At 52.9% G+C, this 14,216-nt stretch carries 12 protein-coding genes and 1 tRNA gene; 8 read left to right on the top strand and 5 right to left on the bottom strand.

Annotated elements, in window-relative coordinates:
* Nucleotide 1 precedes the first annotated feature (1 nt).
* From P8T57_RS11700 to P8T57_RS11690, 3 genes are read left to right on the top strand one after another with little or no spacing between them, the layout of a single operon-like run.
* Nucleotides 2-1,156: an iron-containing alcohol dehydrogenase gene (locus P8T57_RS11700; protein WP_063095262.1), complete on the top strand. Its 1,155-nt coding sequence runs from the start codon at nt 2-4 to the stop codon at nt 1,154-1,156.
* Between the two features lie 15 nt (nt 1,157-1,171).
* On the top strand, nt 1,172-2,647 hold the full coding sequence (locus P8T57_RS11695; RefSeq protein WP_341363183.1) for an NAD-dependent succinate-semialdehyde dehydrogenase: 1,476 nt from the start codon (nt 1,172-1,174) through the stop codon (nt 2,645-2,647).
* A 21-nt stretch (nt 2,648-2,668) separates the two neighbouring features.
* A complete protein-coding gene (locus tag P8T57_RS11690; protein ID WP_341363182.1) occupies nt 2,669-3,823 on the top strand; it encodes an iron-containing alcohol dehydrogenase in 1,155 nt (384 codons plus the stop codon).
* 101 nt (nt 3,824-3,924) lie between these two features.
* Here the strand turns inward: P8T57_RS11690 and P8T57_RS11685 are convergent, their stop codons facing one another.
* Nucleotides 3,925-4,872, bottom strand: a complete 948-nt coding sequence (locus P8T57_RS11685; RefSeq protein ID WP_341363181.1) for a cyclase family protein — start codon at nt 4,870-4,872, stop codon at nt 3,925-3,927.
* A gap of 203 nt (nt 4,873-5,075) precedes the next feature.
* A tRNA-Leu gene (locus P8T57_RS11680) sits at nt 5,076-5,161 on the bottom strand.
* Nucleotides 5,162-5,384: 223 nt separating this feature from the next.
* On the opposite strand from P8T57_RS11680, the gene P8T57_RS11675 reads away from it, so the two are divergent.
* From P8T57_RS11675 to P8T57_RS11660, 4 genes are all read left to right on the top strand, one after another.
* On the top strand, nt 5,385-5,972 hold the full coding sequence (locus tag P8T57_RS11675; RefSeq protein ID WP_037990576.1) for a YqaA family protein: 588 nt from the start codon (nt 5,385-5,387) through the stop codon (nt 5,970-5,972).
* Nucleotides 5,973-6,000: 28 nt separating this feature from the next.
* Entirely contained in the window at nt 6,001-6,507 is a 507-nt protein-coding gene (locus P8T57_RS11670) for a disulfide bond formation protein B (protein ID WP_063095265.1), read from the top strand.
* A 251-nt stretch (nt 6,508-6,758) separates the two neighbouring features.
* Nucleotides 6,759-7,661: an AraC family transcriptional regulator gene (locus P8T57_RS11665; protein ID WP_341363180.1), complete on the top strand. Its 903-nt coding sequence runs from the start codon at nt 6,759-6,761 to the stop codon at nt 7,659-7,661.
* Nucleotides 7,662-7,763: 102 nt separating this feature from the next.
* Complete coding sequence (locus P8T57_RS11660) at nt 7,764-9,911, top strand: TonB-dependent siderophore receptor (RefSeq protein WP_341363179.1); 2,148 nt, start codon at nt 7,764-7,766, stop codon at nt 9,909-9,911.
* Between the two features lie 85 nt (nt 9,912-9,996).
* Here P8T57_RS11660 and P8T57_RS11655 read toward each other — a convergent pair whose 3' ends face one another.
* A complete protein-coding gene (locus P8T57_RS11655; protein ID WP_007089028.1) occupies nt 9,997-10,563 on the bottom strand; it encodes an HNH endonuclease in 567 nt (188 codons plus the stop codon).
* A 371-nt stretch (nt 10,564-10,934) separates the two neighbouring features.
* The gene (gene rpmB, locus P8T57_RS11650) at nt 10,935-11,228 is read right to left on the bottom strand and encodes a 50S ribosomal protein L28 (RefSeq protein ID WP_037990572.1); all 294 of its coding nucleotides are present in this window, start codon (nt 11,226-11,228) and stop codon (nt 10,935-10,937) included.
* 495 nt (nt 11,229-11,723) lie between these two features.
* On the opposite strand from rpmB, the gene P8T57_RS11645 reads away from it, so the two are divergent.
* The gene (locus P8T57_RS11645; protein ID WP_007089031.1) at nt 11,724-11,915 is read left to right on the top strand and encodes a hypothetical protein; all 192 of its coding nucleotides are present in this window, start codon (nt 11,724-11,726) and stop codon (nt 11,913-11,915) included.
* Between the two features lie 92 nt (nt 11,916-12,007).
* Here the strand turns inward: P8T57_RS11645 and P8T57_RS11640 are convergent, their stop codons facing one another.
* The gene (locus tag P8T57_RS11640; protein WP_341363178.1) at nt 12,008-14,041 is read right to left on the bottom strand and encodes a bifunctional diguanylate cyclase/phosphodiesterase; all 2,034 of its coding nucleotides are present in this window, start codon (nt 14,039-14,041) and stop codon (nt 12,008-12,010) included.
* Nucleotides 14,042-14,216 lie beyond the last annotated feature (175 nt).

Genomic DNA, 14,216 nt, shown 5'->3' with positions numbered 1-14,216 from the left:
CATGTCAGATTTTACATTTGAAACCACGCCCCGCGTCATCTGCGAGTTTGATGGCGCACTTCAGTTGGGCAGCCTGTGTAACGAGTTCGGCGCAAAACGCGCCATCCTCATCACCGATCCGGGCCTGCAGAAAGCCGGATTGATTGATGCCCCCTATCAGGCCCTTATTGATGACGGGATCGATACTCTTCTGTGGACACGTGTTGAAGCCGACCCGCCTGAAAGCACCATCCTTGATGCCGTAAAGGGCGCGATGGATTTCGCGGCCGACATCATTATCGGCCTGGGTGGTGGATCATCGATGGATACCGCCAAGCTGGTGGCCTTGCTGTGTGGCAACCCGCAGCAACTTGATGCGATCTATGGGATCGGTCTGGCAAAAGGACCGAGACTACCGCTTATTCAGGTTCCAACTACCGCAGGCACCGGTTCCGAAGTCACGCCCATTTCCATCGTTACCACTCCGACCCAGGAGAAAAAGGGCGTTGTATCGCCGCTTCTTTATCCGGATGTCGCATTGCTTGATGCCAAACTGACGATGGGTCTTCCTGCATCGATTACGGCAATGACCGGTATTGATGCGATGGTTCATGCAATAGAGGCCTATACAACCAAGCACAAGAAAAACGCGCTGTCTGATGGTTTGGCCATTCGCGCGATGCAGCTGATGACCGCCCATATTGATGATGCGGTATCGGCAACACCATCACGCGAAGCCCGCGAAGCCATGTTGCAAGGATCAATGATGGCCGGCATGGCATTCGCCAATGCCCCGGTCGCAGCTGTTCATGCGCTGGCCTATCCGCTGGGTGGGCATTTTCATGTGCCGCATGGTCACAGTAATGCGCTTGTCCTGATCGAGGTTCTTAAATTCAACCGCGATGCCGCCCACGTACAATATGCGGAACTGGCCCGTGCTGTTCTGCCGGGTGAACGGTTTGCCGATGATAATGCCGCCTGTGATCGCTTTATCAGCTACATGACCGACATGGTCGAACGCATGCCGTTTACCCGACAGCTGCGCGATGTCGGCGTGACCGAGTCCGATCTCGACATGTTGGCGACGGACGCGATGAAGGTCGAACGTCTTTTGATCAATAATCCGCGCGAGATGACCTTTGAAGCCGCCCGCAACATATATGCCTCCGTGCTTTAACCGCAGGATAGCCCCATGACGATTGAACTCAATGATACCGGTCTTTGGCAAACCCTTGGTCATATCAATGGCAAATGGGTGTCGGCTGAAAATGGTATAACCTTTTCAGTGACAGATCCGGCAACCGGCGCATATCTTGCCGATGTTCCCGATATGGGGGCATCCGAAACCCGGCTGGCGATTGATGCCGCCAATGCCGCCCTTCCGGCATGGCGGACAAATACTGCCAAGGAACGGGCAAACATCCTTCGCAAATGGTTTGACATGTGCATGGCCGCACAGGAAGACCTTGCCTTGCTGATGACTCGCGAACAGGGAAAACCCCTTGCCGAGGCCCGTGGCGAAGTGGCCTATGGCGCGTCATTCCTTGAATGGTTTGCCGAAGAAGGTAAACGCATTTATGGCGATGTCATTCCCTCGCACGGTGCGGATAAACGCATCATCACGGTCAAACAACCGATTGGCGTTGTTGCTGCGATCACGCCCTGGAATTTCCCGATGGCCATGATCACCCGCAAATGTGCCCCGGCACTTGCCGCGGGCTGTACCGTTGTCATCAAACCTGCCGAAGACACGCCCTTGACCGCCCTTGCCCTTGCCGAACTCGCAAAGCGTGCGGGTTTCCCCGATGGCGTGATCAATGTGGTGACCGCATCGCACGGGGCGGATATCGGCAATGAACTGACCGGCAATCCGATTGTGCGCAAACTGTCCTTTACCGGTTCAACCCAGGTCGGCAAGCTTCTGATGCGGCAATGTGCTGATACGGTCAAAAAGGTCAGTCTGGAACTTGGCGGAAATGCGCCATTTATTGTCTTTGATGATGCCGATCTTGACGAGGCCGTTGCCGGTGCCATCGCATCGAAATACCGCAATGCCGGACAGACTTGCGTTTGTGCCAACCGCATTCTGGTGCAGGAAGGTGTCTATGACGCCTTTGCCGAAAAACTTGCCGCCGCCGTTGCCAGGCTGCGTGTCGGTCCCGGCACCGAGGAGGGTGTAACCCAGGGGCCGCTGATCAATACCAAGGCCATTGAGAAGGTCGAAACCCTTGTCAATGACGCGATCAGTTGTGGCGCAAAAGCAGTATTGGGTGGCGCACGCGCCAAACCGGGTAGCAACTTCTTCAGCCCGACCATCCTGACCGGTGTTACCGCCGACATGCGGATTTTCTCCGAGGAAATTTTTGGCCCGGTTGCCCCCCTGTTCAGGTTCCGCGACGAGGCAGACGCCATTCGTATGGCCAATGATACGCCCTTTGGACTGGCGGCCTATTTCTATGCCCGTGATATCGGTCGTATCTGGCGGGTTGGCGAAGCACTGGAATACGGCATTGTCGGTATCAATGAAGGGATCATTTCCACAGAATCAGCCCCGTTTGGCGGTGTGAAAGAATCCGGTATCGGCCGCGAAGGATCGAAATATGGCATCGATGATTTTGTCGAAATCAAATATATGTGTCTCGGCGGTCTTGCCGGGAAAGCCAACTGACCGGCAACAAGGAGCCCCACCATGAGTTTCATGTTTCGTAGTGTCCCGCGCATCGTATGCGAGGCGGGCGGCATTGCCAGAACCGGCACCCTGATGAAAGAACTTGGCGCAACCCGCGTCACTGTTGTTTGCGATCCGGGCATTGTCACACTTGGCTTTGCCGATCAGGTGCAAAAATCGTTGGAAGCGGCTGGTATTGCCGTTCAGATATTCTCCGATGTTAAAGCTGATCCCCCCCAGAATATCGTTCAGCAGGCCATTGATGGTGCCAAGGAGTGGCAGGCTGATGGTGTGGTTGGTCTTGGGGGTGGCAGTTCGCTTGATAGTGCCAAACTTGTCGCGCTGCTTGCCAATAGCGATCAGACAATCGAAGGCATTTACGGGATCGACAAGGCAACCGGCGACCGTTTGCCCCTGATCCAGATCCCGACAACCGCTGGCACCGGATCGGAAGTCACCTGGGTGTCGGTCATCACCGATAACAATAATCTGAAACAGGTTGTTTATACCCCGCAACTGATGCCCGATATCGCGCTTCTGGATGCTGAACTGACCTATGGGTTGCCACAGAAAGTCACCGCGGCAACCGGTCTTGATGCGATGGTTCATGCCATCGAAGGATACACCAGCCGCACACGCAAAAACCCGATTGCTGATGGCATGGCAATCACCGCGCTTTCTCTGCTCGGCAAGAACCTGATGAAGGTGATTGAAAACCCCGGCGACAAGGAAGCCCGATCTGCAATGCTTCAGGGCTCACTGATTGCCGGGATGGCCTTTGCCAATGCGTCAGTCGCAGCCGTCCATGGGCTGGCTTATCCGTTGGGTGCACGGTTTCATATTCCGCACGGACACGCCAATGCACTGGTAATGGCGCAAGTTTTGCGTTTCAACCTGCCCGCCGCAAGTAAACTCTATGCCGAACTTGCGCCCTGTCTGATCGAAGATGCCGATTTCTCATCCGATGAAGATGCCGCAGAGGCCTTTGTTCGCCGGATTGAGGCAATGGTCCTTGCCAGCGGCCTTGAAACACGATTGCATGAACTGGGGATCACCGAAGACTCTCTGCCTGAAATGGCCGAGGAGGTTTTTACCAAAATCCATCGCCTGATCGAGAGCAATCCGCGCGATATGACGATAAACGATATTGAAGCCATTTACCGCAGCGTTTTCTGATTTAGCCGCTTGTGAACTCCGATTTATACAGTGGCAAAGAACCGGCGGCCTGTTTGGTCGCTTGGCCGCCGGTTCTTAAAATCAATTGAGGCGATCCCGGATTACCGAATGGCAACCGGGTTGATGATCATCTGGACTGCGCCTTTTAACTTTGCCTGCCCCAGAACAAAAAGAAACTCGTGGGCGCGGTCTGCTGCCAGATCCTTGGTGACGATGTTTTCAAGGATATAAACGCCGTTTTCTGCCAGAAGCTTCACATGAACCGGGAAGAAGGCATTCGGGTCCTCGTGAGGAACCGCTTCGAGGCCCCATGTATCTCCGCCAACCGCGACCACACCCCGCGTAGCCAGCCATTCCGCTGCTTCCAGCCCGATACCGGGTTCGGTCTTGCCATAAAGCGCATTATCCTTACCCACCAGATCAAGCCAGCCGGTATGGATCAGAACAACGTCACCCTTGCGGATTTCAGTCCCAGCCGCCTTTTGGGCGGCCATGATATCATCCAGGGTAATGACATATCCACCTTCCAACCGGGCGGCTCCCTTTATCGCGGCAACGTTCAGCAGCACACCACGGGTTGCCATTGGCGGAACATTTTCAATACCCAGCTTGGTCAATCCGGTGGCAGCGACCATGTCTTCGGCGTGATTATTGTTATAGTAAGTGTGGTGATCTCCAAGATGACCAAGGCCATCAATCTGGGTTCCCACGCCGAGCCAACCGGTAAACATGTCGTCATTATAGGTTCCGGCATTGCTGCCGATGGTCTTGTTGCCACTTTGCCCGGGCGAGAAAACCGTTACAGCCACACCACGCGGTGCGAATGCAGGCGTATCGCGCGAAATTTCCATACCCAATGAGTAGACTTTTCCCTTGGAAATCAGCTTGCTTGCCGCAAGGGTTACATCTGATGAAAGATAGTTTGCGGCTCCGATCTGATCATCCGGACCAAACCGCGAGATGAACCTGTCATCTGCCGATGCACTGCCGGCAGCTCCGATGAAACCCAATATTATTGATGCAGAAATCAGGATTTTTGCTTTTTGCATTTATTCCTCCCTAAGTTGATAAGCACTCAGAGAGTGGCAATTGTCGTGCCAACAAAAAGGTGACGCAAATCAGCATTTCCACCGAAAAAGGGAGCGGATATCGATCAACTCAAGACTTAGAATGATCGGTTAGCGCGCAACAGCCCGCAAACACGACACGGGATACCACGAGCATTTCTTGGAGATTGATTTTGAAAAAGCGATGGTGCCCCCGGGGAGAATCGAACTCCCACTCTCAAAGAGAAACAGATTTTGAGTCTGCCGCGTCTACCAATTCCGCCACAGGGGCAGGCACATATGGGTGCATTAGCGCACCCGCCATCGTGGGGGCGGATAATAGCTGTAATTTTCGTCCGGTCAATGGGGCTTTGCGCAAAAATTACATCTTTGGCCGCAGCGGACTTTTCTCGGGAAAACGGCATTGCGAGACGGCCCCAAATGCGGTTACATCAGCCGTTCCTGGGCCATAGTGCCGTATTGTTTTTATCGTCTTAAATGCAAAGGGCGTTTCCGTGCTGCGCAGCCTTTATGACTGGACCCTTGGCCTGGCCGCCCATCGCCACGCTGCCATTGCACTTTTCATTATCGCCTTTGTCGAAAGTTCGGTTTTTCCAATCCCGCCGGACGTTCTTCTGATCCCGATGATCATTGCCGCGCCAACACGCGCATGGCGCTATGCGTTAATCTGCCTTGTCGGGTCTGTTCTTGGCGGCATTGCCGGTTATGGCATCGGCTACTTCCTTTTTGAAAGCATCGGCCAACCGGTATTGCAACTTTACGGCTATAGCGCCAAGTTCGATGTATTCCGCGATTATTATAACGAATGGGGTGCCTGGGCTGTGTTCATCGCCGGGATAAGCCCGTTCCCCTACAAGGTCATTACCATCCTGTCGGGTGTGACAGCACTTGATCCGGCAATATTCATGGTCGCATCGGTTCTGGCGCGTGGTTTGCGCTTCTTCATTATTGCAGCCCTGATCTGGAAGTTTGGCCCGGTCATTCGCGACTTTATCGAAAGGCGGCTTGGCCTCGTTTTTACCATATTTGTCGTGGTTCTTGTCGGTGGATTTGCCGCCATCAAACTGATCCCGCACGGTTAACACCGAAAAACGATAACGGAACAATCCGATGATCAAATTGCTTCGCGCACATTATGCCCCAGCCCTGCCACCTGTTGCCATTTTCCTGATTTCTGCCGGAAGCCTCGGCTTTGCCTTCTATGCGCAGTATGTGCAGAAGCTTTTGCCCTGTGTGTTATGCCTTTATCAACGCGTACCGTTTTATGTTGCCGGTGGCCTTGCCATTCTTGCCCTTTTGCTGCTGCGCATACCGGGTGCTTCGCGGGTTCTTGTTTATCTATGCGGTGTTGCCTTTGCCATTGGTACCGGAATTGCGCTCTATCATGTCGGCGTTCAGGAACTCTGGTGGGAAGGTCCGGCCATGTGTGGCGGCCTTACCAGCGGCGCGGCATCGGTCGCCGACCTGAAAGCGCAACTGATGGCCCAGCCGATTGTCCGCTGTGACAAGATCGACTGGGCCCTGTTTGGCATCACTATGCCGACAGTCAATGTCTTCTTCTCGGCCGCGCTGACGATCCTTTGCCTGATCGCTCCATCACGGTGGATGAAACGCTAGAACGATCAAAGTCAAACCCGAAATCCGGCCTGCCAGACGTTTTGCTGGCAGGCTTTTTTTTGCGAAAAACACACCAGATTGCGGACACGAGATATTCTTTTTCCCTCCGTTAAATAATAATGCGAATTATTCTTGTTTGCATAAAATTCTTCTTATAATATCCGCGGCCTTAAGGAATACCGAACCAGATAGGTCTGCGCTGATCGAGCACGACCGAAGAGAAAATATACCCAGCGAGGATATAGGCAGGAATGCCAGACCAGACATTCCATCCCCATATGACAACCAAGATCGAAGGAATCACATTCCTGGAAGAACTTCGTTTCAGACGCTGGAACACAGGGATTACCGATCTATGGCATGTGCAATGTGCAGAAACCTCGGGTGGCAGTTATGTCTCGGAAGCGCCGCGACTGGTTGCCATTCTGGAATGTGCCGGGGATGCGCAATTTTGCATTCGCGCGAACAAAAACCATACTGGTGAAGGCCGCGGTGATCAGGGGTGCCTGTTCTATATTCCAGCCGGCATGCATGTCACCTCTGAGGTACAGGGCTCATGCCGGCTGCGCCATCTTGACATCCATCTTGATACACAACGGCTTGAACAATGTCTTGGCTACAAGGCAGATTCCAGCGTCCTCGAAATGCCGCGGATCGGCTTTTATGATCAGCGCATCAATGCGCTTGTGCGCATGATTGCCGACGACATCGCAACCGATAGCCCATCACCGGCGCTATATGGTGAAGGACTTTTGACCGCACTGACCAGCGCCCTTCTGGCACCGATGCCAGAAACCGATACGACACGCAAACGCGGCAGGCTCGCCCCGTTCCAGCTACGCAGGACTGTCGATTATATTGAACAAAATTGCGGTCGCGTTATTCGTCTGGATGAATTAGCCGAACTTGCAGGACTGTCTCAATCTTATTTCTGCTCGGCTTTTCGCGAGAGCACAGGCATGCCGCCCCACCAGTGGCAGATGAAAGCCAGAATAGAACGTGCCAAAACCATGCTGCGTAAATGCGATACTCCTTTGGCATCCATCGCAACCCAAATCGGCTTTGCAGATCAGGCCCATCTCACACGGGTATTCCGCCGCATCACAGGCACCACACCCGGCGCATGGCGCCGCGAACAGGCTATCATAAATTAAACCAAAAACCGTTCAATATAGCCAAATAGGGTTCAATATTTCCCCTTTCGCTGCGTGCTATCGGGACGTCACACGTGACAACTGACGCAGAGAACAGACCCAATGAAGTCCTTCAGAGACAAGAACTTAAGAGCCGCTCTTCTTGGCAGTGTTGCAATGATTTTCGCAACATCACCAATGCAGGCTTTCGCACAGCAGGCCAAAGACGAAATCCTTGTTGATCCCATCGTGATCGAAGCCGACCAACAAAGTGAAACAGCAACGTCACCTGTTAAGGGATATGTTGCAAAGCAAAGTGCAACAGCAACCAAAACCGGTACCGCGATCTCGGAAACGCCCCGCGCCATATCGGTCATCTCAAAAAAAGAGATCGAAACACGCCAAGCCCAGACCGTTATGGATGCCCTTAAATATTCGCCGGGCATTCAACCGGATTTGTATGGTTACGACACCCGCTATGACTGGTTCAAGGTGCGGGGCTTCGCCCAACAGGACATAGGCCTTTACCGCGATGGTATGCAGCTTCGCTCATCGGGTTATGCGTCATTCAAGCAAGAGGCATATGGGGCAGAACGCATTGAACTCCTGCGTGGCCCGACATCGGTTCTTTATGGTCAGAATGCGCCGGGCGGTATCGTCAACGTCGTTTCCAAGCGCCCTCATGCAGACATGCTGAACGAAGTAGAACTGCAAACCGGCAGCTTCGATCACAAACAAGGGGCCTTTGACATCGGCGACAAGCTGGTTGAAGACGGAAGCGTTCTTTACCGCGTTACAGGCCTCGTCAAAGATTCCGGCACCCAGACCGATATGGTCGATGACAAAAGGATTTATCTTGCGCCATCGCTGAAATGGGAAAATGACGACACTTCCTTGACCCTTCTCACCCATTATCAGGAAGACGATACCGGCTCGGCAAACAACTGGCTGCCCGCCGTCGGAACAATCTTTGGCGCCCCCAATGGTGCAATTCCAGTTGATGTCTTTACCGGGGAACCGGCGTTTGAGGGCTACAAGCGCATTCAGTATTCACTCGGTTACGAGCTCAGCCATGACTTCACGAATGATCTTACATTCCGCCAGAACGCGCGATATGCCTTTGTTGATGTCGATTACAAAACAATCTACGGAAACGGCTGGGCAGATGTAAATGCTGGCACGCTAAACCGCAGTCTCCTGCGCACCGACCAGAATGCACATGCCATTACAATTGATAACCAGCTGGAAACCCGGTTTGAAACCGGAACTGTCAATCACACCCTTCTGACCGGACTGGATTATCAGCATTACATCTATGATCGTTATGCAGCGTTCGGCAGTGCGTCGGCGCTAAACGTCTATAACCCGTCCTACGGCGGAACTCTGTCTGCCCTGACGACTTGGTACGATGACGATGTAACGCTTCGCCAGCTTGGTGTTTATGCACAAGATCAGATCGAGTTTGATGAACATTGGGTATTGACCCTTGGCGGTCGCCAGGACTGGTCAGACGAGAAAAAATACGACAACGCGAATAACGGTGCAGAGAGCAGCAAAAACGATCATGCCTTTTCCGGTCAGGCCGGGCTCGTTTACAAAACCGAACTCGGCCTTACGCCATATATCAGCTACTCGGAATCCTTTACCCCCGCCGCCAGTCAGGGAACGCAAAACTTTGATCCTGAAACAGGTCAGCAATACGAAATTGGTGCCAAATACGAACCTGAAAGCTTCGATGGCCTGTTAACCGCTGCCTTATATGATCTGCGCCGTCAAAATGTCACGACAACCGACCCTGACGATACAGCACGTAAAATCCAGTCAGGCGAGGTCCGCTCGCGCGGTATCGAACTGGAAGCAACCATTGAGCCTTTTGAAGGGTTGGTTGGCAAAGCTGCATACAGTTTCAACGATGCCGAAGTCACCAAAGACAACGATGGCTATCAGGGCAAAGCCCCGGTCGGCGTTCCGGAACATACAGCATCTCTTTGGGCTGATTATACCTTACAGTCCGGCGCAATGAGCGGCTTTGGGTTCAATGGTGGCGTTCGCTATCTCGGTAAACAGTACGCTGATCAGTCAAACACCGTTGAAGTCCCGTCAACCACTCTGTTTGATGCCGGCATCCACTATGAGATTGAAGGCTACCTTCTGGCATTGAATGCGACCAACCTGACGGATGAACGTTGGGTCGCAAGTTGCTCGGGAACAAATGCCTGCTACTACGGTCAGGGACGCACGATTCTCGCCACGGTCAAATATCGCTGGTAGTCAGATTGCGAAAGACTTCGTAAAACATAAAAGCACCGCCGGAAACGACGGTGCTTTTACTTTGTCCACATATACCGGACCCGGATCAGAAGTCGTATTCCAGTTCGGTATCCCAATACAAAAAATCCCGCCAACTTTCGTGAAGATAGTTTGGCGGGAAGCGGCGTCCGATGGTCTGGAGTTCGTGCATGCTCGGCTGTTCGGGGGTCCTGCGCAGCCGGAGTCCGGCTTCCCTGATCGATCGGCTACCCTTGAAAAGGTTACAGTCCGAACAGGCAGTCACAATATTGGACCAGTTCGTTCGCCCGCCCCGCGACCTCGGAATGACGTGATCGAATGTCAGGTCACTGGTCGGCAGACGATCCCCGCAATACTGGCAGGAAAACTGGTCACGCAGGAAAACGTTGAACCGGGTAAAGGCCGGACTGCTTTTGAGCGATACATATTCCTTGAGCGATATGACACTCGGCAGTTTCATTTTGAAAGACGGGGAATGGACTTCGCGATCATATTCCGAGAGAACATCAACGCGTTCCAGAAACACTGCCTTAAGCGTATCCTGCCAGGACCACAAGGACAGCGGGAAATAGCTTAACGGCCGGAAATCGGCGTTAAGGACAAGTGCCGGACACGCATTGGGCGATAAATGCATATCATCCGCTCCACCGTGTTTACCGAGTCGCACCCACTATTTAGCAGGTTCGCGAATCGCGGGTGATGAACATATCATGACGTTTCATCAATCCATGCGACGCGGTCACGTAAATCACTGATAGAGAAAAGTATAGACCAATTTTCGCAAAGCGCAAATCCCGCTTGAGGCCGAGTCGCAAACATTTACGCAAAACCGGCGGCACCAGGTACGACTCGCAATCAGTCACATCAACGCCCGGACAAACAAAAAGGCCGCGCATCGATGATGCACGACCCTTTTATGGCCCCGGAACAGGGCGATCTGAAATCTTTGAAAAACGAAAGGCCCGCAATCGCGAGCCTTCGTAATTCTTAAAGCAAAAGTCTGCCTTAGGCAGCTTTCGCTTCAACAGCTTTGGCGATCTGGCGTTTGACTTTCACCAGCTCTGCCGACAGCTTGGAAGCTGCTGTGCCGAGCACATATGCATCCAGACCACCACGTTTTTCAATGGTGCGGATCGCATTGGTGGTCAGACGCAGACGCACCGAACGACCCAGCGCTTCGCTCAGCAGCGAAGCCGGCTGAAGGTTCGGAAGGAAACGACGTTTGGTGCGGTTGTGGGCGTGGCTCACATTCATGCCGACCAAAACGCCTTTGCCGGATACCGGGCAGCGACGTGCCATGACCTGATCTCCTGGTCTATAATTCGCAAAAGGACGCTTGGCCTGACAGGCAGGCCCGCGCTTGGAGCCGGGTTATTACCGTCTCTGACAGATGCCGTCAAGCCTTCATCCACGCTTTTACGCGACAAAAACACCTGTTTTGCGCAATCCGTTCATATTGCATCACGCAAGGACGGCTTTTCCCATCTCAACCACACGCAATCAAGCGATTTTCCCCGGCACACAGCCATACCCCCGGTTCGGTTTAGCAATTACATAACGATGATGCGACCCGATTCTGGACGGCATCCGGCAAAGACAAACATATATAAAGTCGGGTTCAGGCCTTCTCGCTGCCCATATTGGCTCTTTGACGTTACGTTCTTTATAAGGATTCAGAAGGTAGAGGTCAGAACACCCAAGGTCACCCAGATTGATCCTTGTCAAAACATCATCGCGCATTCGGTGTTAGCGTGCCGTCATAGTTATTCCGCACACGCTTGGGGAGCACTGCGCATGATGAAAACCGATTCCAAGGTATCCTTGCCCCTTTTGGGCATTCTGCTGGTCGCTGTGATCGGCCTTGTTTTGTATCTGGCCGGCTATGTGCTTGCGCATTTCGGTGTGCCGATTGCATCGGTCTGGATTTACGTCGCACTCGCACTGGTCCCGGTCGTCTTCCTCGTGCTTCTGGATTTCAGCCGCTAATCCTGCGCGCTGTCTGCAAACAATAAAACGGCCTGCCAGTTTCGGCTGGCCGTTTTATTGTTTTAGGGGGGCTTTCGCCTGAAAAATCACGATCAGACGGCTGAACCTCTTTGTTGCCAATGGGGATTTTCACAAGGCCCCGCCGACGGGCGGGCAAAGAAATATCCCTGATAGGCATCAACCCCCATCGCCGCAAGTTCGCTACGTTGCTGCTCGGTCTCAATACCCTCGGCAATAACATCAAGACCGAACCGATGCGCAATCAGAATGGCGCCTTCGATCACCGCACGTGAATTGACATCCATTTTCAGGATGAAAGATTTATCGATTTTGACCGCATCGACGCGGATCTGATGCAGGCGGGAAAGCGATGAATAGCCCGTACCGAAATCATCAATATGAACCTCCACTCCCTGATCATGCAGATCAGACAGGACTTCTGAAATCAGTTGTGTGCGCCGGATATCAAAGATCGATTCTGTCACTTCAATAGTCAGACGGTTGGCTGGCAGACCCGTTTCAAGCAGCAGATTTTCCACCATACGGGCAAAACGCGGTACAACGATCTGACGCACCGATACGTTAACCGCAATCTTGGGCCCACCGGCAAAGCCGGACCAGTCCAAGATCGTTTTGCAGGCTTCGCGCATCACCCATTCACCGATATCGACAATCAGTGCCGATTCCTCGGCAATCGGAATAAACTCGTCTGGTGCTACACGGCCTAGCTCTGCACTTTCCCAGCGCAGCAACACTTCATAGGCGGTAATGTCGCCCGTCTTCGCACTGACGACCGGCTGATATTCAAGAAAAAGCTCATTGGCGGACAAAGCCTGACGCAGGGCCTGATTGATCGCCAATCGACGTTCCTGCTCAACAAGCAACTTGCTGTCATAACTTTGCACGCTGCCACGCCCGGACCGCTTAACCTCGGCTGCGGCCAGATCGGCCCAATGGATCAATTCCGCAATCTGCGGGTTCTCCTCCATACCAAATGCCACACCAGTGCTGAAACCGACATGCAATGTCTGCCGTGCGATATGGATTGGCCGGTTAACCGCCGCCCGGACCTCGGCGATGGTTTGGTCCACCAGCTGATGCAGATTTTCCGGCTGATCAGTCAGAATCATGATGAATTCATCACCACCCCACCGCCCGACAGCATGACGATCATCGACATATTCCCGTAAACGGTGCGAAACTTCCTTAAGCACCAGATCACCGATCGCATGACTGAGCCCGTCATTGATCTGTTTGAAATGATCAAGATCAATGAACAGAACGGCATAGGCACGATTGCCCCAGCTTGCGCGCGCTTCTTCAAACCAGGAAACGATGCCATCACGGTTCAGCAATCCTGTCAGGGTGTCGCGCACCAGAAGATTGCGAAGTTCACGGGTTCGTTTCGCCACCCGAGCTTCAAGTGTCGCATTCCAGTTCTCGGTTATCCGGTTTTTCTCGCGCAGGTCGTCAACCAGAGAGTCATTTTCGTGCTTCAGCACAAGCGACCGATACAGAATACCGTGATTATTGCGATGGGTGATCATCATGACGGTTACAAAGATGAAGCCAAGCCCCGACAGAACGTAATTCGGCTCCGGCATGACAATCAGAACAATACAGGCAGGCAGTAGCAACATCAGAAGATAGAACCGGCCGACCCTGAAAACAGGTGCAAGAATTCCTGTCGCGCCACCGGCAAGCCCCGCCAATATGATCAGGGTTACGAAACGGCTTTCATTACTTTGCGTTGGCAAGTCAAAGATTGACGCCAACGCCCAAAGGATAGCGCCGGAACAAACACCACAGGCATATCGCATAAACCATCTATGGAATTCCGCATCATCAAATGCCGAAACCAGCCGTCGTTCGACATGATAGCGATACCCGATAAAAAGCCGGATCACCGTCGTTGCAAAAATCACGCAAATCCAGACGGTCATGCCAAATGATAGTTCGGATTGAAACCAAAGCGTCCCGACAAGACCACTTCCGGCCGACAGATTGACAAGGACATTCGCCCAGTTGTTGCGATAGGCAAGATCAAGAAGGTCCGCGCGAACCTTCTTTTGCAATTTCGGCGCTGCTTCGGTCCCGTGTCCGGGTTCCAAAAGCAGCCGTTTCAAGGTGTCAGCCATCCTGGCTGTGAACTGCCCCATCCGGAAATTCCGTTATAGCCGTTTACACGCTTAACAATCGGATGCGCAACATTAGCTATTTGGATGGTAAGCAGTCACCCTAAATAATTCCAGATAGAAAGTGCGGTTTTTTTGAAGCAATGCCCCTTGTAAGCCCCAAAGT

The organism is Thalassospira sp. SN3W, assembly GCF_038070535.1.
GTDB classification, from domain to species: Bacteria; Pseudomonadota; Alphaproteobacteria; order Rhodospirillales; family Thalassospiraceae; genus Thalassospira; species Thalassospira xiamenensis.
Note: the sequence above shows the minus strand (reverse complement) of the source record. Positions and strands in the feature narration are given on the sequence as shown.

Coding starts and splice junctions, on each gene's coding strand:
- P8T57_RS11700 (WP_063095262.1), top strand. CDS start 2: ATGTCAGATTTTACATTTGAAACCACGCCCCGCGTCATCTGCGAGTTT.
- P8T57_RS11695 (WP_341363183.1), top strand. CDS start 1,172: ATGACGATTGAACTCAATGATACCGGTCTTTGGCAAACCCTTGGTCAT.
- P8T57_RS11690 (WP_341363182.1), top strand. CDS start 2,669: ATGAGTTTCATGTTTCGTAGTGTCCCGCGCATCGTATGCGAGGCGGGC.
- P8T57_RS11685 (WP_341363181.1), bottom strand. CDS start 4,872: ATGCAAAAAGCAAAAATCCTGATTTCTGCATCAATAATATTGGGTTTC.
- P8T57_RS11670 (WP_063095265.1), top strand. CDS start 6,001: ATGATCAAATTGCTTCGCGCACATTATGCCCCAGCCCTGCCACCTGTT.
- P8T57_RS11665 (WP_341363180.1), top strand. CDS start 6,759: ATGCCAGACCAGACATTCCATCCCCATATGACAACCAAGATCGAAGGA.
- P8T57_RS11660 (WP_341363179.1), top strand. CDS start 7,764: ATGAAGTCCTTCAGAGACAAGAACTTAAGAGCCGCTCTTCTTGGCAGT.
- P8T57_RS11655 (WP_007089028.1), bottom strand. CDS start 10,563: ATGCATTTATCGCCCAATGCGTGTCCGGCACTTGTCCTTAACGCCGAT.
- rpmB (WP_037990572.1), bottom strand. CDS start 11,228: ATGGCACGTCGCTGCCCGGTATCCGGCAAAGGCGTTTTGGTCGGCATG.
- P8T57_RS11645 (WP_007089031.1), top strand. CDS start 11,724: ATGATGAAAACCGATTCCAAGGTATCCTTGCCCCTTTTGGGCATTCTG.